The sequence below is a fragment of the Streptomyces hokutonensis genome (assembly GCF_042751305.1).
In the GTDB taxonomy this organism is placed as follows: domain Bacteria; phylum Actinomycetota; class Actinomycetes; order Streptomycetales; family Streptomycetaceae; genus Streptomyces; species Streptomyces hokutonensis_A.
Genome location: NZ_JBHYWD010000001.1, coordinates 1,089,514 through 1,107,848, shown reverse-complemented (window position 1 = coordinate 1,107,848; position 18,335 = coordinate 1,089,514). Strand labels below are relative to the sequence as shown.

The following is an 18,335-nucleotide window of genomic DNA, read 5'->3' as shown; positions in this document are numbered from 1 at the left end:
TCCCATCCTGCCAGGGCCGCCGCGCACGACTGGTCACATGACAGAAGCGGTGCTCGTCGCATCCCTGGCAGCATCCGGTCTCCGGGCGCGGCAAGAGTGATCGGGAGTACAGCGGTGGGTGGGGAAGCGGACGTCGACCGGATCCTGCGGGGCGTGGACGGGCCGCGGTCCCTGCTGGTGCTGGGGGACACCGGCACCGGCAAGACCCGGCTGCTCCGGATCGCCGCCAAGAAGGCCCGGGCGCGCGGGGCCCGTGTCCTGTCGGCGCGTGCCTGCTCGTCGGAGGCGCAGCAGCCGTACGCCTGTCTGCACCAGCTCCTCCTGCCGGTGCGGGACGAGCTCGACGTCCTGCCCGCTCCCCAACAGCGTGCGCTGCGCGCCCTGTTCGCACCGACGCCGGACGACGTGCCGCCGGACGGAATGGTCCTGCCCACCGCGGTCCTGACCCTGCTGACCCAGCTCGCGCGGACCGGTCCCCTCCTGCTGACAGCCGACGACCTCCAGGACTGCGACCGCGCCTCCCTGGCCGTGCTGTCCTTCGTGGCACGACGCCTCACCGACCCGTCCGTCACCGTGCTGTTCTCGGCACACGGCGAGGCTCCCCCTCCAGACGTCCCCTCGGACCTCGCCGTACTGTCCCTCGGTCCCCTGTCCCGGCGGGCGGCGGCCCGGCTGCTGGACGCACAGCCCGGTGCGCCCACCGGACGGGCCAGGCTGGAGCTGCTCCGGCAGGCGGAGGGCAATCCGCTGGCGATCATCGAGCTCAGCCGTGCCGGGGAGCGGACCCGGGGCATCCAGCAGATGTTCGCGGCGCGACTGGACGCGCTGCCGGAAGAAACGCGGAATGCCCTGCTGTATGCGGCGGCCGCCCTGCCGGAGGAGCAACTCGGCACCGTCATGGCCGCGTTGGGCTCCGACGACCTGAGGGTGTGGGCTCCGGCGGAGGCGGCCGGACTGGTCACCGTCGCCCAGGGAAGACTGGCCTTCTGCAACCCGCTGACGCGTACGGCGGCCTACCACCGGCAGCCCGCGCAACTGCGCCGGCGGGCGCACCGGGATCTGGCCGCCGTGTCCGCCCACGGCCCCTCGCACCTGGCCATGGCCGCGGTCGGTCCGGACGAGTCCGTGGCCGCGGCCCTGGAAGCCGCTTCCGACCGGGGTGACCGGTTCACCGCGGCCCGCGCACTGGAGCGGGCCGCGCTCCTCAGCACCCTCGACCACGACCGCGCCCGCCGTCTCACCGCGGCGCTCATCGCCGCGAGCGACGTCGGAGACCCGGCGTGGGTGCGCGAGCTGTACACGGCACAGAGCCAGCTGAACCGGGACCCGGAGCTGATGGGTGTCGCGGCCTGCGTCATGAGTGGGGCGCTGTCATTGCTGTCGTTCCAGCGAGAGGCGTTCGACCTCCTGCTGGAGGCGGCGCGGCGGACGCCGGAGAGCGACGGCACGACGGCCTTCGCCCTGGCGGCCGTGGCGACGGGCATCGCCCGCGAGTCCGGACTCCCGGAACACCGGCGGCAGTTGGGGTTCTTCCTCGGCCGGGTGTCCGAGGACGGCGGGCCGCACACCGACGTCCTCGCCTCGCTGAAGGCCCTCGCCTCGACCACGACCGGTCCGAGCCGGTCGGCCCGCCTGCTCACGACCGCCTCGCTCGCCCACCTCACCGACGAGTCGGACCTGTGCGCGGAGCAGTTCCGTCAGGCGGGCGAGCGCTTGCGCGCACACGGTACCCTGGGCCGGCTCGCCTGGACCGTCGCGGCCCAGGTGGAGACGCTCCTGGGGCTCGGACGCTGGGCCGAGGCCGAGTCCCTGATCGAGGAGGGGCTCTCGTACGCGGCCGTTCACCGGTGGACCCGGGTCGAGATGGACCTCGAAGCCCTGGGTACGACCCTGCGCGCGCTGCGCGGCGAGAGTGTGCCGGGCACCCGGTTCACCGGCCCGAACTGGCGCTCCGTCAGCCTCCACGAGAACCGCGCCACGCACGCCCGGATGCTGCGGGCCTGCGGTCTGACGGCCATGGTCCTCGGAGACGGGGACAGCGCTTTCCGACACCTGCGGACGCTGTTCACCGACGACGGCGATCCCCTCGACCCCTTCCTCTCGCCCCGCTGCGTCGCCGAACTGGCCGTCGCCGCCCATCGCACGGGCCGGCGACGGGAAGGGGCGCACGTCCTGGCGCGGGTCCGGCGCAGCCAGGGCGCCCGGCCGACGACCCGGATGACGCTGCTCATGCACCACGCGACGGCGTTGGTCGACGAGGACGCGGACCCCGAGCACCACTTCCAGCTGGCCGTGGTCAATCCGGAGGCGGCCCGCTGGCCCCTGGAACGTGCCCGGGCCCGCCTGGACTACGCGATCTGGCTGCGCCGACGCAGGAGGCCGCTGGAAGCCCGCGCCCAGCTGACCGTCGTACTGGAAGCGGCCGCCCGGCTCGGCGCCCGGCACCTCGCCGAGTCGGCCCGCGGCGAGCTGCGCGCGAGCGGGGTGGCCGAGGCTCCCGCGTCGACGGATCCGCTGGTCGAACTGACCGCCCAGCAACGGCAGATCGTCCGGCTGGCCGCGGACGGCCTGTCCAACCGCGAGATCGGCGAACAGCTGTTCCTGTCGCCGCGTACCGTGGGCTCGCACCTGTACAACGTCTATCCCAAACTCGGCATCAGCAGCCGCCACCAGCTGCGCGATCTCCTCGTGTGCGAGAAGTGACGGGCGAGAGGCGGCCATCGCATGGAACCGGACAGACGACACCCCTCCTCACTGACGCTCGATCCGCTGGTGCAGCGCCTGGTCGAGGCGTCCTCGGCGCCGCCCTTTCTGCACGAGCTGTCGCCGGCCACCGGCCGGCAGGCCCTGACGGAGTCCCAGGTCCACCGGGTGGAGGACTTCGCGGTGGACGCCTCCTTCCAGGTGTCACCCGTGGGACCGTCCGGGCTGGTGGGCTTCTGGATCTTCCGACCGCGCGGAGTACGGGGACCGCTTCCCGTCCTCTTCTACGTCCACGGCGGCCGGTGGGTGCTGGGAGACGCGCAGACCCACGCCCGGCTCATCAGCGAGTTCGTACTCGGCGCGGGAGTGGCCGCCGTGGTACCCGAGTACAGCCGCGCCCCCGAGGCCCGCTACCCCGTGGCCGTCGAGGAGTGCTACGCCCTCTTGGACTGGGCCGTCCGCCACGCGGCCGAACTGGAGCTGGACGCCGGCCGGCTGGCAGTGGCCGGGGACTGCGCGGGCGCCACCCTGGCCATCGCGCTCACCATGCTGGTGAAGTCGCGCGGCGGCCCGAGGATCAGTGCCCAGCTGCTGTACTACCCGATCACCGACGCACACTGCGCCAGCGCGTCCCAACGGCAGTTCGCCGAGGGTTATCTGCTCACCCGGGAGGCCCTGCGCGGGTACTGGCGGCAGTACAGCGACGATCCCGGGGACCTGGCCCGGCCGACCGCGTCCCCGTCGCGCGCCGGCCCGGCCGAGCTGGCGGGGTTGCCGCCGGCCCTGCTGATCACGGCGGAGGCCGATGTGACGCGGGACGAGGGTGAGCAGTACGCGGACCGGCTGCGGCTGGCCGGGGTCGCGGTGACCTCGACCCGGTTCCTGGGCACGGTCCACGACTTCGTCTCGCTGGCCGCACTGCGTGACAGCCCGCCGACGCGGGCGGCCGTCCGGCAGGGCGTCGCCTTTCTGCGCGAACTGCTGTGTGGCGAGGACCAGTCGACCGACTGATGCGTCCGCCCCCGGCCGAAGGCAGGCTGACGGGTATGTCAGCCTTCTACGATTCCTTCACAGGGAACGACCCCACGACGAGGCGACGCGGCCAGGTGCTCTCCACGAGTTCCGTACCGGCCGGCGAAAGTCTGGAGTTCTGGCACGACGCCGTGCTCGCCACGTTGGTGGGGATGGACATCGCCACGGAGAGCGGGACGTACGACGCCACGATGCGTACGGACCGACTGGGCGAACTCCAGATCACCACGGTCGACTGCGATCCGGGAGAGGTCCACCGGGCCCCGCGCTTCGTCGCCCGCGGCGACGGCGGTCAGGTGCTCGTCGCCGTACAGAGCAGCGGCACCGCTCAGGTCGAACAGGACGGCCGTTGCACGGAACTCCGTCCCGGTGACCTCGCGTTCTTCGAGACCGTCCGTCCGTTCCGCACGCGGTTTCCGCAGCGGTTCCAGCTGAAGATCTTCGCCGTACCGCGGTGTCTCCTCGGCCAGTCGGAGGCGGCCCTGGGACGGATCACGGCGCGGTCCCTGCGTCCGGTGGGCGGGCTCGCCGCCCTGCTCTCACCGTTCATGTCGCGTCTCGCGGACACCTCCGAGTCCTACTCCGGACCGGTCGCCGAGCGGCTGGCCGAGAGCGCCGTGAGCCTGCTGGCGGCGACCGCGGCGCAGCAACTGGGCGAGGAACCGGCCGACCTGCCCGGCGCCGACCGGGTGCTCCTGCTGCGCGTCCAGAGGTTCATCCGCTGGCACCTGGCGGAGCCGGGCCTCACACCCGCGGTCATCGCCCGGGCCCACGGCATCTCGGCGCGGTATCTGCACCGGCTGTTCGAGCAGGAGGGCACGACCGTCGGCCGCTGGATTCGTCGGCTCCGGCTCCAGGAGTGCCGCAGGGAACTGACCGGCGCCGCGAGCATGGGCAGCGTCGCCCGGCGCTGGGGGTTCAGCGGCACCGCTCACTTCGCACGGGCTTTCCGCCGGGAGTACGGCGTCTCCCCGACCGACTGGCTGCGGGACGAGCGGGCCCGGTGCTTCGCGGAGGAGGACTGGTGCCGGGCCACCTGACCGCCGTGGACGGGCTGTCGTCCTGCAAGCGGGCTCTGTCGACGGCCTACGGCGATCTCGACCTGGTCGCTCGTTCGGACCCGGAGTCCTGGCGGGGCTCCCTCCAGGTGCTGCGACTGGGCACGCTCCAGGTCGCGACCGAGGAGTCCGACCCCGTGCGGATCGTCCGGACTCCTCGGGACGCGGCGGCCGACGGCCGCGACCACCTGTTCGCCCGTCTGCAACTCGACGGCCGGGCCCGGCTGTTCCAGGACGGCCGCTCGGCAGACCTGTACCCAGGAGTCCTGGCCTTCTACGACGCGAGCCGGCCGTTCGGCCTCGTCCTGCCGCAACACCAGCGGGCTCGGGTCCTGATGGTTCCGCGCCCGTTGCTGAGGCTGGGCGAGACGGAGATACGCCGGGTCACGGCGAAGGTCGTCGGCGACGCGTCCCAGGGGCCTGCCGCGTTCCTGCTCCCGCTCCTGTCCGGACTGGCTCAGGAGATCGGCCTGGTCGCACCGGCCGCCCGCGAGGAGCTCGCCCGCGCCGTCTCCGACCTCCTCGCCACCTTGGCCGCGGACCGGCTGGCCACCACGGAACCGCCCGGTCCGCAGGAGTCCACACTGTTGGACCGCGTCAAGGTCACCATCGAGACCCGCCTCGGTGAGCCCGAGCTCTCCCCCCAAGCCCTCGCCGACGCGCACGGTGTCTCCCTGCGTTATCTGCACAAGCTCTTCCACGAGCACGACACCACGGTCGGCGGCTGGATACGCCGGCGCCGGCTCGAGTCGTGCAGAGCCGAACTCGCCCGTCCCACGGCGGCCGACCGGACCATCGCCGCGGTGGCCGCCCGGTGGGGGTTCGTCAGCCCCACCCACTTCAGCCAGGCCTTCCGCAAGGCGTACGGGATGACCCCGGCGCAGTACCGCGGGCAGCGGCCGGGCGGCTGACGGGGTTTCGACGGCGTTCCGCGGACGCGAACCGCCGTGAATTCCGCGGCAGTTCGCGTCCGACAGCGCGCCGCTTCCCCCTCAGGTGCGCTGCCGGGTCAGTTCCTGTGCACTTCCGGACCGGCACCGGTGCGCTGACGCGCAATGTCCGTCGAGCCCGCGGTTCTAACGTCCTGACCGGGGTCCCCACAGATCTCATCCGAAACCGAGGAGAAGCACATGTCCAACGCCGTCGAACCGGTCCAGCCGGTGCTGGAGCCGGCGGCAGCCGCCTTCGCGAAGGCGACCGCCAACCCGCCCTACCTCTTCGACCTGACGCCCGCCGAGGGCCGCAAGGCGGTCGACGAGGTCCAGTCCGGCGAGATCGAGAAGCCCGCCGTCGACGAGGAGTGGATCACCGTCTCCGGCGGCCCCACGGGCAGCGTCCGGGCCCGGATCGTGAAGCCCGAGGGCGTTTCCGGACCTCTGCCGGTGATCGTCTACATCCACGGTGCGGGCTGGGTCTTCGGCAACGCCCACACCCACGACCGGCTCGTGCGCGAACTCGCCGTGGGCGCGAACGCCGCGGTGGTCTTCCCGGAGTACGACCTCTCCCCCGAGGCCCGCTACCCCGTCGCCATCGAGCAGAACTACGCCGTCGCCCAGTGGGTCGTCCAGCAGGGCGCCGCCAAGGACCTCGACCCGACCCGCATCGCGGTGGTCGGCGACTCGGTGGGCGGCAACATGACGGCCGCGCTGACCCTGATGGCCAAGGAGCGGGGCGATGTCCCCCTCCTCCAGCAGGTGCTGTTCTACCCGGTCACGGACGCGAACTTCGACACCGGCTCCTACCACCAGTTCGCCGAGGGCTACTTCCTGCGCCGCGACGGCATGCAGTGGTTCTGGGACCAGTACACGACCGACGAGACCGAGCGCGCCCAGATCACCGCGTCCCCGCTGCGCGCCACGACCGAGCAACTCACCGGCCTGCCCCCGGCGTTGGTCATCACCGGCGAGGCCGACGTCTTGCGCGACGAGGGCGAGGCCTACGCCAACAAACTCCGCGAAGCCGGAGTCCCTGTCACCGCCGTCCGCTTCCAGGGCATCATCCACGACTTCGTCATGCTCAACGCCCTGCGCGAGACCCACGCCGCCGAGGCCGCGATCAAGCTGGCCGTCGACACCCTGCACATCGCGCTCCACGGCCACTGAGACACCAGAAAGAGAGCCCCCCATGTCCACCACGCCCACCGTCCTCCTCGTGCACGGTGCCTTCGCGGACGCCGGCAGCTGGTCCGGTGTCATCGCGGAGCTGCAGAGTCACGGCATCCCCGTGCTCGCGCCGTCGAACCCGCTGCGCGGCCTGGCGTCGGACGCCGCGTACATCGCGTCCGTGGCGTCCCAGATCGACGGCCCGGTCGTCCTCGTCGGCCACTCCTACGGCGGTGCGCTGATCACCGTGGCCGGCACCACGGAAAACGTGGTCGGTCTGGTCTATGTGGCGGCCTACGCCCTCGAAGAAGGCGAGAGCCTCGGCGAGTTGCAGGGGCGCTTCCCGCTCTCGTCGCTCGTCAGCAACCTCAAGCAGTGGACGTACCCGGTCCCGGGCGGCGACCCGGCCGTCGAGGTCACCATCGCCGAGGACGCTTTCCCGTCGGTGTTCGCCGCCGACGTGCCCGGGGACGTCACCAAGGTCCTCGCTGCGGCCCAACGCCCGCTGGCCGCCGCGGCGTTCGAGGAGACCGCGGTCGCGGCCGCGTGGAAGACGAAGCCCGCCTGGGCGCTCGTCGCCGGGGCGGACGAGGCGATCAACCCCGAGGTCGAACGCTTCGGCGCGAAGCGGGCCGGAGCCACCATCGTGGAACTCGAAGGCGCCTCGCACGCCGTGGCGGTCTCCCGGCCCAAGGAGGTCGCCGACCTGATCCGTGACGCGGTGCGCGCGACGAGCTGACCCGGCGCGGGGCGGCGCGGCCGGACATCCTCACGGTGTCCGGCCGCGCCGTTCCTCGTTCCCGGGTGAACAGCGTGGCCGACGCCGCGAGCGGCACTCCGGCGACGAGCGCGGGTGCCGGGCCCCGTGCGACGGCAAGGATGTCGGCCGCGGCCACGGGAAACGGCAACCGTTCTGCCGTACGGCGCTGGTGGGGTCGTAGACGCACCGCCCGGGCCGTGAGGAGGGTGACGGCCGCCGGGACGGTGACCGTCACTCCCGCAGCCGCCGGTGTGCCGCGTGACGTGCGCGGCGCAGGCCGCCGGGCCCGCCCCCTCCGCGGTGGTCGATACGAAGATCAGGTAGTGGCCGGAGCCCGGTCACCGACACCGTCCGCACGCCATCGGCTCCTTTCCGGTCACCGCTTCGACCCGTACACCGGCTTGTGACGCGACTGCGTCGGCCCGGCCTCCTGCCCGCTGTGACCGACCGACGCGCACTTCCCCGCCGACGCCCACGAGGCGTTCGACGCTCGTCTCCACGCGGCCGGGTACGCCGCCGCGCAGCCCTGATCACGGCGTGCCGAGCCCTGCCCAGCAGAAGGGTTTGCGGACCGGCATTGAAACCGTTCAATGCCCTCGCAACCACCTCGCCCGCCGACCCTGCCCGGAGCGATCGCGAAGTAGCCGCTTCACGAAAACAATTGCACGACGATTGACCCCGACCTCACCAAGCTCTACGTTACCCACGCCTCTCAAGTCTGAATCGATTCATCCATTCCGTGCGAGTGAGGAGTCGTAGTGATCAGCAGGAGGAACATGCTCGCGGGCGCGGTCGCCACGGTCGCGGCAGCGACCGTCGACGGTGTACCAGCGATGGCCGCGCCGGCATCCGGACGGACGCAGGCAGAGACACAGACCCCGCGCGACGGACTGCGCGTCACGGCGCCGACCGTGGAATACGTCCGACACCCGCTGGGCATCGACGCACAACAGCCCCGGCTGAGCTGGCCGTTGGCCTCCGACAGAATGGACATGCGCCAGAGCGCCTATCAGATCCGCGTTGCCACCACCGCGTCGGGCCTGTCCCGCCCGGACGTCTGGGACAGCGGAAAGGTCACGTCCGGCGAGTCCGTCCTCGTGTCCTACGGAGGTCCTGGGCTCAGGCCCCGGACGCGTTACCACTGGTCCGTACGCGTGTGGGACGCCGACGGACAGGTCTCCGCCTGGAGCCCGCCCTCATGGTGGGAGACCGGACTGATGGACACCGGGCAGTGGACCGCCGACTGGATCTCCGCACCGGCAGGCCTCGTGGACGCACCGTCCTTCGAGGGCGGTTCCTGGATCTGGTTCCCCGAGGGCGATCCGACCAACAGCGTTCCTGCGGCAGCCCGTTGGTTCCGCCGTACTGCCCATCTGCCCGACGGAATCACCTCGGCCACACTCGCCATCACCGCCGACAACGTGTACACCGTCTCCCTGAACGGTGTCGAGGTCGCCCACACCGACCTCGACACGGACAACGAGGACTGGAAACGCCCGGCGGTGATCGACGTACTGGACCGCGTCCGGGCCGGCGACAACGTTATCGCGGTCGCCGCCACCAACGCGACGGAAGGCCCGGCGGGGCTCATCGCAGTGCTTGCCGTCCGGACCGCCTCCGGCGAGCAGAAGGTGTTCACCGAGGCCTCATGGAAGGCGACGAATCAGGAACCGGCCGACGGGTGGCGGGAGTTGGGCTTCGACGACGGGGGCTGGCCGGCGGTCCGGGTGGCAGCGGCCTGGGGTGGCGGACCATGGGGGCGAGTCGTCCCGGTGTCGTACGCCGTCACACAGCTGCGGCACGAATTCCGGCTGCCGCGCAGGAAAGTGGCCCGCGCGCGCCTGTACGCCACGGCGCTCGGCCTGTACGAGAGTCACCTCAACGGCACCCGGGTGGGACTCGACCAACTCGCCCCCGGCTGGACGGACTACCGCACCCGCGTCCAGTACCAGACGTACGACGTCACCGAACTCCTGCGGCCCGGCGCCAACGCCATCGGGGCGTATCTGGCACCCGGCTGGTACGCCGGCAACGTGGGCATGTTCGGGCCCGGTCAGTACGGTCAAGTCCCTTCGCTCCTCGCCCAGTTGGAGGTGGACTACGCAGACGGGACGAGCGAGCGCATCGTGTCGGGCGCCGGCTGGCGGGCCGCCGCGGGGCCGATCGTCGCCGCCGATCTGCTCAACGGCGAGACGTACGACGCCCGCAAGGAGACCCCCGGCTGGGCCTCGCCCGGCTTCGACGACACAAGCTGGCTCGGCGTACGAGGCATGGGGGGCGTCGGCGACTTCGGTCCCGACCTGATCACCGCGCAGGTGGACGGTCCGGTGCGGGTGGAGCGGGAGCTGACGCCGAAGAAGGTCACCCAACCCAGGCCCGGCGTCTACGTGTTGGACCTGGGCCAGAACATGGTCGGCTCGGTGCGGCTGCGCGTGTCGGGCGACGCGGGGACGACCGTCCGGCTCAGACACGCCGAGGTGCTCAACCCCGACGGCACCGTGTACACCGCGAACCTGCGGACCGCGGCGGCGACCGACACGTACGTCCTCAAGGGCGGTGGGAAGGAGGAGATCTACGAGCCGCGCTTCACCTTCCACGGTTTCCGGTATGTCGAGGTGACCGGACTCCCCGGCACTCCCTCGGCGAGAACCGTCACCGGCCGGGTCATGCATACGTCCGCCCCCTTCACCCTCGACTTCGAGACCGACGTACCGATGCTCAACCAGCTGCACCACAACATCACTTGGGGCCAGCGCGGCAACTTCCTCTCCGTTCCGACCGACACACCCGCACGCGACGAGCGCCTCGGATGGACGGGAGACATCAACGTCTTCGCGCCCACGGCCGCGTACACGATGGAGTCGGCGCGCTTCCTGTCCAAGTGGCTCGTCGACCTTCGGGACTCCCGGACCGCGGAAGGCGCGTTCACGGACGTGGCACCGATGGTCGGCACGGTCGGCAACGGCACGGCAGGCTGGGGCGACGCGGGGGTCACGGTCCCCTGGTCCCTCTACCAGGCGTACGGCGACCGCCAGGTCCTCGCGGACGCCTGGCCGTCCGTCCGGACCTGGCTGACCTACCTGGAGAAGAACAGCGACCGGCTGCTGCGCCCGGACCAGGGATACGGCGACTGGCTGAACGTCGAGGACGAGACCCCCAAGGACGTCATCGCCACCGCGTACTTCGCGCACAGCGCCGACCTCGCAGCCCGCATGGCCGGGGAACTCGGCACGGACCCCGCCCCCTACCTCGATCTCTTCGAACGGATACGAACAGCCTTCCAGAACGCCTACGTCACCTCCGAGGGCAGGATCAAGGGCGATACGCAGACGGCCTACGTCCTGGCGCTGTCGATGAACCTGCTGCCGGACACGTCACGGAAGGCCGCAGCCGACCGGCTCGTGGCCCTGATCGAGGCCAGGGACTGGCATCTGTCGACAGGTTTCCTCGGCACTCCCCGTCTGCTGCCCGTCCTGACCGACACCGGCCACACCGACGTCGCCTACCGCCTCCTGCAACAGCGCTCGTTCCCCAGCTGGGGCTACCAGATCGACCGCGGCTCCACCACGATGTGGGAACGCTGGGACTCCATCCGGCCCGACGGCAGCTTCCAGGACGCGGGCATGAACTCCTTCAACCACTACGCCTACGGCTCGGTGGGGGAATGGATGTACACGAACATCGCCGGCATCTCGGCGGGCCGGCCCGGCTACCGCGAGATCGTCATCCGCCCCCGCCCCGGCGGAGCCGTCACCACCGCCCACGCCACGTTCACCTCGGTCTACGGCCCGGTCTCCACCCGTTGGCGGCAGCGGTCCGACCGGTTCACGCTGACCTGCACGGTGCCGCCCAACACGACCGCCGAGGTGTGGATCCCCACGTCCACCCCGAACGCGGTGACCCACACGCACGGGACCTACTTGCGTCAGGAGGACGACAGCGCGGTGTACCGGGTCGGCTCCGGCACCCACCGCTTCACCACCTGATCAAGCCGGTACGGCTGCCCGGAGCGATCATCGGCCCGGGCAGCCCAACCCGAGGCGCACCTTGTCATCCGGCGTGTCAACTACCGGCACAGTGCGGATAATTGGGGCCCTCCGCTCACCCCGCCCGCCGAACGCGTTTCGGTCTCGTGCAGTGCCTCGAACCGGAGGAGCGGTACATGGGCGCGGGCCGTCCACCAGTCCTGCCCTCGACCCGGTCAGAGGGCATCCGGCCACCGCCCGTGCCAAGTCCGCTGCCACGGTCGACGACTCGTGGCTGTCGGCAACCTGCCCCACGGCACCGTTTCCAACCGGCTGCACGACACCGGAACCGTCATGCGCCCCTCCCGGCAAACCCGCCGTACGCGGCACTCGCAACCCGTGTCGTGAGGGTCAAGGCCGACGACCGCACCAGCCCGCCCCGCAACGCCTACGCCGACGATCAGGCGGCCACACGCGTTGCAGCCCAGGAGTTCGAAAACGCGCTTCAAGTGAACTCCGCCGTCGCGTCCGCGCCCTGGCCCGGACATACGCGAGGACAACGGCCAGGGACAGAAGGCGGTCACCGGCCACCAATCCGCCCCCTATTACCTCACCCGTCCTGCCGAACACCCCGCGCCCCTCCCCCAAGGGGACGCGGGACGGCCTCCCCCACTGCACCGAGTTCACCGGGCCCGAAGTTGATCGGCAGCGCGGCGAAGACCACCGCGCCTCGGCCCTCGTCACCGCACCCGGCAGACCTCACTCCCCCCGCTTCTCCACAAGAGCCGCCACCTCGGACGCGAAGAGCTCGGCCGGGTCGAAGCCCATGCCGGTGAAGTGGCCCGCGAGTTCCAGGGAGAGGACTCCGTGCAGGCGGGTCCAGAAGGTCAGGGCCCGGTGGAGGGCCTCGGGTGGGGCGGGGTGGTCGCCCGCCCAGTCGCGGTGGTCCCCGAGATGCGTCTCGAACGGTGTCGCGGAACCGTCCGAGAGCCCTGCGGCGGCGCAGGCGTCCAGCAGGGGCGTCATGATCTCGGACGCGATGGCGGTGATGTCGTCGGGCGCGTGGTAGCCGGGGACGGGAGTGCCGTAGACGAGGAAGTACCGCTGGGGGTCGGCGAGGGCCCATGACCGCAGAGTGTGGGCCAGTCCGGGCAGGTCGGTGCCGGTGCCGGCGGCCGTGCGGAAGGTGTCGGCGAGGCTGCGGTAGGCGTCCCGGACGAGTTCGGTGATGAGATCGTCCCGGCTGGCGAAGTAGCGGTAGAGCGCGGGGCCGCTCATGCCCATCCGCTTGGCGATGCCGTTGAGGGAGAGCGCGGAGGCGCCCGCCGTGGCGATCTGTTCCCGCGCGTGGTCCTTGATCTCCGTGCGCACCTGGTCGCGGTAGCGCTCACGCGGAGTCCTCGTGCCTGTTTCCGCCATGACCGGCCGCCTTCCACACTCACGGGACTACATACTCACGCTTCAGTTAGAAGGTATCACGATTGCACTTGACGATCCCTTCTAGCATGAGTTAGACCTTATAACGAACACGAAAGAACATAGCTCGCCGCAGCTCCCAGTGGAGGTCGCCATGAACAACACCACCGACGCACTCGTCGAGGTCGTCCTGCCGGGCAAGGTCGAGCCCGAGGGCCTGGAGGTCCGGCACGGAGCCGTTCCCGTCGCGGGCCCCGGCCAGGTCGTGATCCGGATGGAGGCGACCGGGGTCTCCTTCGCCGAGCAGCAGATGCGCCGCGGCCGGTACTACGACCAGCCCCCGTTCCCCTTCGTCCCCGGCTACGACCTGGTCGGCACCGTCGAGAGCATCGGCACCGGCGTGGAACCGGGCCTGGCCGGCACCCGGGTGGCCGCGCTGGTGAAGGTCGGCGGCTGGGCCAGCCATGTAGTGGTCGACGCGGCCGACGTGGTGCCGGTGCCGGCCGGAGTCGGCGCGGCGGAGGCCGAGACCGTGGTGGTCAACGGCATCACCGCCTGGCAGATGCTGCACCGCAAGGCCCGGGTCCGCGCGGGCCAGACGATCCTGGTGCACGGCGCCAACGGCGGCGTCGGCACGGTCCTGGTCCAACTCGCCCGCGCGATGGGCGTGCACGTGATCGGCACGGCGTCACCGCGCCACCACGACGCCCTGCGCGACCAGGGCGCCGAGCCCATCGACTACCGCACCCCGGACCTCGCCGCACGGGTCCGCGACCTCGCCCCGCGCGGGGTGGACGCGGTCTTCGACCACGTCGGCGCCGAGAGCGTCGTCCGATCCTGGCGCCTCCTCGCCCCCGGCGGCACCCTCGTCTCCTACGGCAGCGCCGCCACCCGCGACGACGAGGGCTCCAAGCAGCTGCCCGTGCTCAAGATCCTCGGCCGGGTCTGGATGTGGAACGCGCTGCCCAACGGCCGCCACGCCTACTTCTTCAACGTCTGGGCCGGGCGCGCCCTGAACAAGAACCGCTTCCGCACCCAGCTGCGCACCGACCTCTCACAGGTCTTCGCCGCCGTCGAGCGCGGCGAGGTCACACCGCGGATCGCGGCCCGACTGCCGCTCGCCCGAGTCTCCGACGCCCTGCGCCTCGCCGAGTCGGGCACGGTCGCCGGGAAGGTCGTACTGACGCCGTAGTACGGCCCTCCCTCGACGGACGGCCTTCCCGTGACGGCGACCGTCAGGCGGCGCCCCAAACGTCGACATGCCGGAGCACATAGTCGGCGAGCTCGGCCGGCTGGAGGTTGAGGGCCGCCACGGCGGGGCGGCTCAGCGCCACCCGGACCGGTTCGAAGTCGCCCGTGTCGGGGTCGTCGAGTTCGGGACCGTACCGGCGGTCCAGGTCCATGTCGAGCAGGTCGGCGAGGAAGTAGTGCTGTACGACGGTGGTCGTCCCGCCCGGTTCGGTCAGGGTCAGGAACTCGGTGGCGGGACCGATCGTGGCACCGATCTCCTCCATGGCCTCGCGGCGCAGGGCCGCTTCGAGGTCGGCGTCGGCGGGCTCGACGCTTCCGCCGACGGTCGTGCAATAGGAGTCGCCGCCCGGCCAGCCCCGTTTCAGGAAGACCAGGTGACCGCGGTCGAGCAGCACGACCCGCGCCTTGTGACGGACCTTCATGCCCGGAGGGCCTGGCGAGGCGGGGCCGACGACGAAGCGCGGACGACGAGTTCGACCGGTGGTTCGGTCACCGTCAGCGGGGGTGCCTGCGGGTTCTCGATGGCGTGCACGAGCAGCTGGAGTCCGGTCCGCGCCATCGCGTCGAACGGCTGCCGTACGGTCGTCAGCGGCGGAGTCACATAGGCCGCGACCGGGGTGTCGTCGAAGCCGACCACGCTGATGTCCTCCGGCACCCGCCGGCCGGCCTCCGTCAGGGCGCGGATCAGGCCGATCGCCATGTCGTCGTTGGCGGCGAACACCGCGGTGACGCCGGGGTCGGCGGACAGTGCGCGACCGGCCGCGTAGCCGGAGGCGGCCGACCAGTCGCCCGGTACGACCGGCGGTTCCGCCCGGCCGTGCGCGGCGAGTGCCGCCCGCCAGCCTTCGAGACGGTCCCGGGCCGAGTACCAGCGCACAGGTCCCGCCAGATGATGGACCGTGGTGTGGCCCAGTTCCAGCAGGTGTTCGGTTGCGGCCCGCGCCAGCCGGCCGGAGACGATCCCGGCGGTCACCACATGCGGTGCGACGAAGGGCGGCGGCGCGCCTAGGACGAGCACCGGCACATCGACCCGCGCGGACAGGTCGGCGCCGTCCTCCTCGTCGATCGGCTCGGAGATGACGATGCCGTCCACGCCCTGTTCGAGGAGCGAGTCGACGGCACCGGCGATGCCCGCCGACTCGCCCTCCATGGTGTTGACCACCCGGAGCGCGTAGCCGGTGTCGCGTACGGCTCGCTCGACGCCCATCAGCAGCGAGGCAGGACCGTAGAGAGCGGTACCGAGCGTCACGACGCCGATGGAACGGGTGCGCCCGGAGGCCAGCGCGCGGGCCGCGTTGTTCGAGCGGTAGCCGAGTTCCTCGGCCGCGGCCAGGACCCGACGGCGTACGTCCGCGGAGACATACGGCTCGTCGTTCATGACCCGGGACACCGTCTTCTGCGACACGCCCGCGAGGCGTGCCACGTCGACACTGCGCGGTGCGGCTCCCGCGCCGCGTCCTGTCCCTGGTGCCATGGCGTCTCCCGATCTTCGGCAGCCGCATCCTAGCTTCCGCCCGATGCCCGCAGGCCGCGCGCTGTCGGGAGGCGCGAGGCCTGAAGGTGCTTGTTCCCCCTTGTTGCACGGTGGTCGTGAGGGTCACGTCGATGTTGCCGCGGGTCGCGTTGGAGTAGGGGCACACCTCATGGGTGGCCTGCACCAACTGGACGGTGGAGGCGCCGAGTCGGGCGAAGAGCTGCTCGGGGTTGGTCCTGTCGCCGCCGGGGCCGCCCATCTCCTTTGGGGCCGCGAGGACTTCGTCCAACATCCCGTCGGGGGAACGGACTTCGCCGTTGCGGCCGTCGCCGGACGACAGGGCCTCGGTGGTGTACAGCGCAGACCCGGGTGCACGCTTTCGGCCCTCGCCTCATGGCCGGTGCGACAAGGGCGGGCAAACCGTCAAGCATCGCCCTCACACAGACATGCGACTCTCGTTCATATCTACGAACTTGACTCCTGGCGGGTGCCGTCCTCGCGGAACCTCTGATAGTTAAGTTTCCTATCAGTTCAGCGGTACGACCAACTCCCCACCCCCCACCACCATTTGGAGTCCCAGTGGTCCACCCGTTCCGTGCCTCAGCGACCCCCGAACCGGCGAGCCCCTCGCGCCGGACCCTCCTCGCGCTGCTCGGCGTGTCGCTCACGGCAGTACCTCTGCTGCGCACTCCGCAGGCCTCGGCCGCCGCTCCGGCGGTCCGGGCCGTCGGCCTCGACGACCCGGCGAAGAAGGAGATCGCCATGCAGCTGGTGTCGAGCGCGGAGAACTCCTCGCTCGACTGGAAGGCCCAGTACAAGTACATCGAGGACATAGGCGACGGCCGCGGCTACACCGCCGGGATCATCGGATTCTGCTCCGGCACCGGCGACATGCTCGACCTCGTGCAGCTCTACGCGACCCGCAAGCCCGGCAACGTCCTCGCCAAGTACCTGCCCGCGCTCCGCTCGGTCAACGGCACCGACTCGCACTCCGGCCTCGACCCGAACTTCCCGAAGGACTGGCGCACCGCGGCAAAGGACACGGTGTTCCAGCAGGCGCAGAACGACGAACGCGACCGCGTGTACTTCAACCCGGCCGTCAGCCAGGGCAAGACCGACGGGCTGCGCGCCCTGGGCCAGTTCACGTACTACGACGCCATCGTCATGCACGGCGACGGCGACGACCCCACCAGTTTCCGCAACATCCGCGCCCGCGCCCTGCGTTCGGCCAAGCCGCCGGCCCAGGGCGGCAACGAGACGACGTATCTCAACGCCTTCCTCGACGCGCGCGTGTGGGCCATGAAGCAGGAGGAGGCGCACAGCGACACCACCCGCGTCGACACCGAACAGCGCGTCTTCCTCCGCAACGGCAATCTCGACCTCAACACACCGCTGTCCTGGAAGGTCTACGGAGACAGCTACCACATCAGCTGATCGCCGGGGACAGGACGACGCGGTGCCGGGACCCGAGGTCATGGGTCCCGGCGCCGTAGCCGTCTCGCGCTGTCCTCTCCTCCAGGTCATGCCTGCCGCGTATCGCCGTATGCCGCACAGGCCTTGGACACCCGGGCATCTCCGTTCCTAACGTGGTCCGCGAGCCCGCCGCCCTCCGGCGCCGGGTCGACCCGGACCGATCTGAGGGATCTCCACTGTGCGTGTTTTCGTTGCGGGCGCCACGGGCTACGTCGGATCCGCGGTCGTCCGCGAACTCCTCGGAGCGGGGCACCAGGTCGTCGGCCTCGCCCGTTCGGACTCTGCCGCCGACGCGTTGACGCGATCCGGCGCCGCCGTGCACCGCGGTGACATCACGGACGCCGACAGCCTGCGCGCCGGTGCCGCGGCGGCGGACGGTGTCGTCTACGCCGCGAACCAGCACATCTCCGAAACCACCGACCCGACCGCCCGCGCGAAGGCCGAGCTGGCCGCGGTGGAAGCGATCGGCGCCGAACTGGCGGGCACGGACCGGCCGTTCGTGGTGACCTCGGGGATCCTCGGCCGCACCCCGGGGCAGCTGCTCACCGAGGAGACCCCCACTGTCCCGACCGTCGTCACCGCACCACGGCTCCAGGTCGAACTGTCCGTCCTCGCGCTGAGCGAGCTCGGGGTGCGCTCGTCCTCCGTACGGCTGGCACCGACCGTGCACGGCCTGGGGGACGCACGCGGATTCGTCCCGGCTCTCATCGGCGTCGCCCGTACGACGGGTGTGTCCGCGTTCGTCGGCGACGGTTCGAACCGGTGGCCGTCGGTGCATCGACGCGACGCGGCGACCCTGTACCGGCTGGCCCTGGAATCCGCCCCGGCCGGCACCCGCCTCCACGCGGTCGCCGAGGAGGGGGTGCCGTTCCGGGAGGTCGCGCGGGCCATCGGCCGCCGGTTGCAGGTCCCGGCCGTCAGCCTGACGCCCGACGAGGCGAACCGGCACTTCGCCGGCTTCCTGGCCGCGTTCGTCCCGCTCGACAACCCTGCGTCGAGCGCGCTGACCCGGCAACGCACCGGATGGAAGCCGACGCACCCCGCGCTGGTCCCGGACATCGAAGAGGGCCACTACTTCGCGGAATGACGGGCCGGCGCTCG

At 71.2% G+C, this 18,335-nt stretch carries 13 protein-coding genes; 10 read left to right on the top strand and 3 right to left on the bottom strand.

Features of this window, described 5'->3' with window-relative positions:
* Nucleotides 1-114 precede the first annotated feature (114 nt).
* The 7 genes from ACFXC1_RS05115 (at nucleotide 115) to ACFXC1_RS05085 (ending at nucleotide 11,641) form a co-directional block, all read left to right on the top strand.
* Complete coding sequence (locus tag ACFXC1_RS05115; RefSeq protein WP_381238889.1) at nucleotides 115-2,703, top strand: helix-turn-helix transcriptional regulator; 2,589 nt, start codon at nucleotides 115-117, stop codon at nucleotides 2,701-2,703.
* A 21-nt stretch (nucleotides 2,704-2,724) separates the two neighbouring features.
* Complete coding sequence (locus ACFXC1_RS05110; RefSeq protein ID WP_381238886.1) at nucleotides 2,725-3,714, top strand: alpha/beta hydrolase; 990 nt, start codon at nucleotides 2,725-2,727, stop codon at nucleotides 3,712-3,714.
* Between the two features lie 95 nt (nucleotides 3,715-3,809).
* Complete coding sequence (locus ACFXC1_RS05105; RefSeq protein WP_463293292.1) at nucleotides 3,810-4,775, top strand: helix-turn-helix domain-containing protein; 966 nt, start codon at nucleotides 3,810-3,812, stop codon at nucleotides 4,773-4,775.
* On the top strand, nucleotides 4,760-5,704 hold the full coding sequence (locus ACFXC1_RS05100; protein ID WP_381238881.1) for a helix-turn-helix domain-containing protein: 945 nt from the start codon (nucleotides 4,760-4,762) through the stop codon (nucleotides 5,702-5,704). Before ACFXC1_RS05105 ends, ACFXC1_RS05100 begins: the two co-directional genes overlap by 16 nt.
* A 219-nt stretch (nucleotides 5,705-5,923) precedes the next feature.
* Nucleotides 5,924-6,895: an alpha/beta hydrolase gene (locus ACFXC1_RS05095; RefSeq protein WP_381238878.1), complete on the top strand. Its 972-nt coding sequence runs from the start codon at nucleotides 5,924-5,926 to the stop codon at nucleotides 6,893-6,895.
* Between the two features lie 22 nt (nucleotides 6,896-6,917).
* Complete coding sequence (locus tag ACFXC1_RS05090; protein ID WP_381238875.1) at nucleotides 6,918-7,634, top strand: alpha/beta fold hydrolase; 717 nt, start codon at nucleotides 6,918-6,920, stop codon at nucleotides 7,632-7,634.
* A gap of 779 nt (nucleotides 7,635-8,413) precedes the next feature.
* Nucleotides 8,414-11,641: an alpha-L-rhamnosidase gene (locus tag ACFXC1_RS05085; protein WP_381238873.1), complete on the top strand. Its 3,228-nt coding sequence runs from the start codon at nucleotides 8,414-8,416 to the stop codon at nucleotides 11,639-11,641.
* A 738-nt stretch (nucleotides 11,642-12,379) separates the two neighbouring features.
* Here the strand turns inward: ACFXC1_RS05085 and ACFXC1_RS05080 are convergent.
* Nucleotides 12,380-13,039, bottom strand: coding sequence for a TetR/AcrR family transcriptional regulator (locus ACFXC1_RS05080; RefSeq protein WP_381238871.1), 660 nt, complete (start codon nucleotides 13,037-13,039; stop codon nucleotides 12,380-12,382).
* A 151-nt stretch (nucleotides 13,040-13,190) separates the two neighbouring features.
* Between ACFXC1_RS05080 and ACFXC1_RS05075 the strand changes: the two genes are divergently transcribed.
* Nucleotides 13,191-14,228, top strand: coding sequence for a medium chain dehydrogenase/reductase family protein (locus ACFXC1_RS05075; RefSeq protein ID WP_381238868.1), 1,038 nt, complete (start codon nucleotides 13,191-13,193; stop codon nucleotides 14,226-14,228).
* Between the two features lie 43 nt (nucleotides 14,229-14,271).
* Here ACFXC1_RS05075 and ACFXC1_RS05070 read toward each other — a convergent pair whose 3' ends face one another.
* Together ACFXC1_RS05070 and ACFXC1_RS05065 are read right to left on the bottom strand one after the other, a co-directional pair.
* Complete coding sequence (locus tag ACFXC1_RS05070) at nucleotides 14,272-14,709, bottom strand: NUDIX domain-containing protein (protein ID WP_381238865.1); 438 nt, start codon at nucleotides 14,707-14,709, stop codon at nucleotides 14,272-14,274.
* Nucleotides 14,706-15,761: a LacI family DNA-binding transcriptional regulator gene (locus ACFXC1_RS05065; protein ID WP_381238862.1), complete on the bottom strand. Its 1,056-nt coding sequence runs from the start codon at nucleotides 15,759-15,761 to the stop codon at nucleotides 14,706-14,708. Before ACFXC1_RS05065 ends, ACFXC1_RS05070 begins: the two co-directional genes overlap by 4 nt.
* A 579-nt stretch (nucleotides 15,762-16,340) precedes the next feature.
* Here ACFXC1_RS05065 and ACFXC1_RS05060 point away from each other — a divergent pair.
* A complete protein-coding gene (locus tag ACFXC1_RS05060; RefSeq protein ID WP_381238859.1) occupies nucleotides 16,341-17,195 on the top strand; it encodes a chitosanase in 855 nt (284 codons plus the stop codon).
* 217 nt (nucleotides 17,196-17,412) lie between these two features.
* Nucleotides 17,413-18,321: an SDR family oxidoreductase gene (locus ACFXC1_RS05055; protein ID WP_381238856.1), complete on the top strand. Its 909-nt coding sequence runs from the start codon at nucleotides 17,413-17,415 to the stop codon at nucleotides 18,319-18,321.
* The last annotated feature ends 14 nt before the right edge of the window (nucleotides 18,322-18,335 follow it).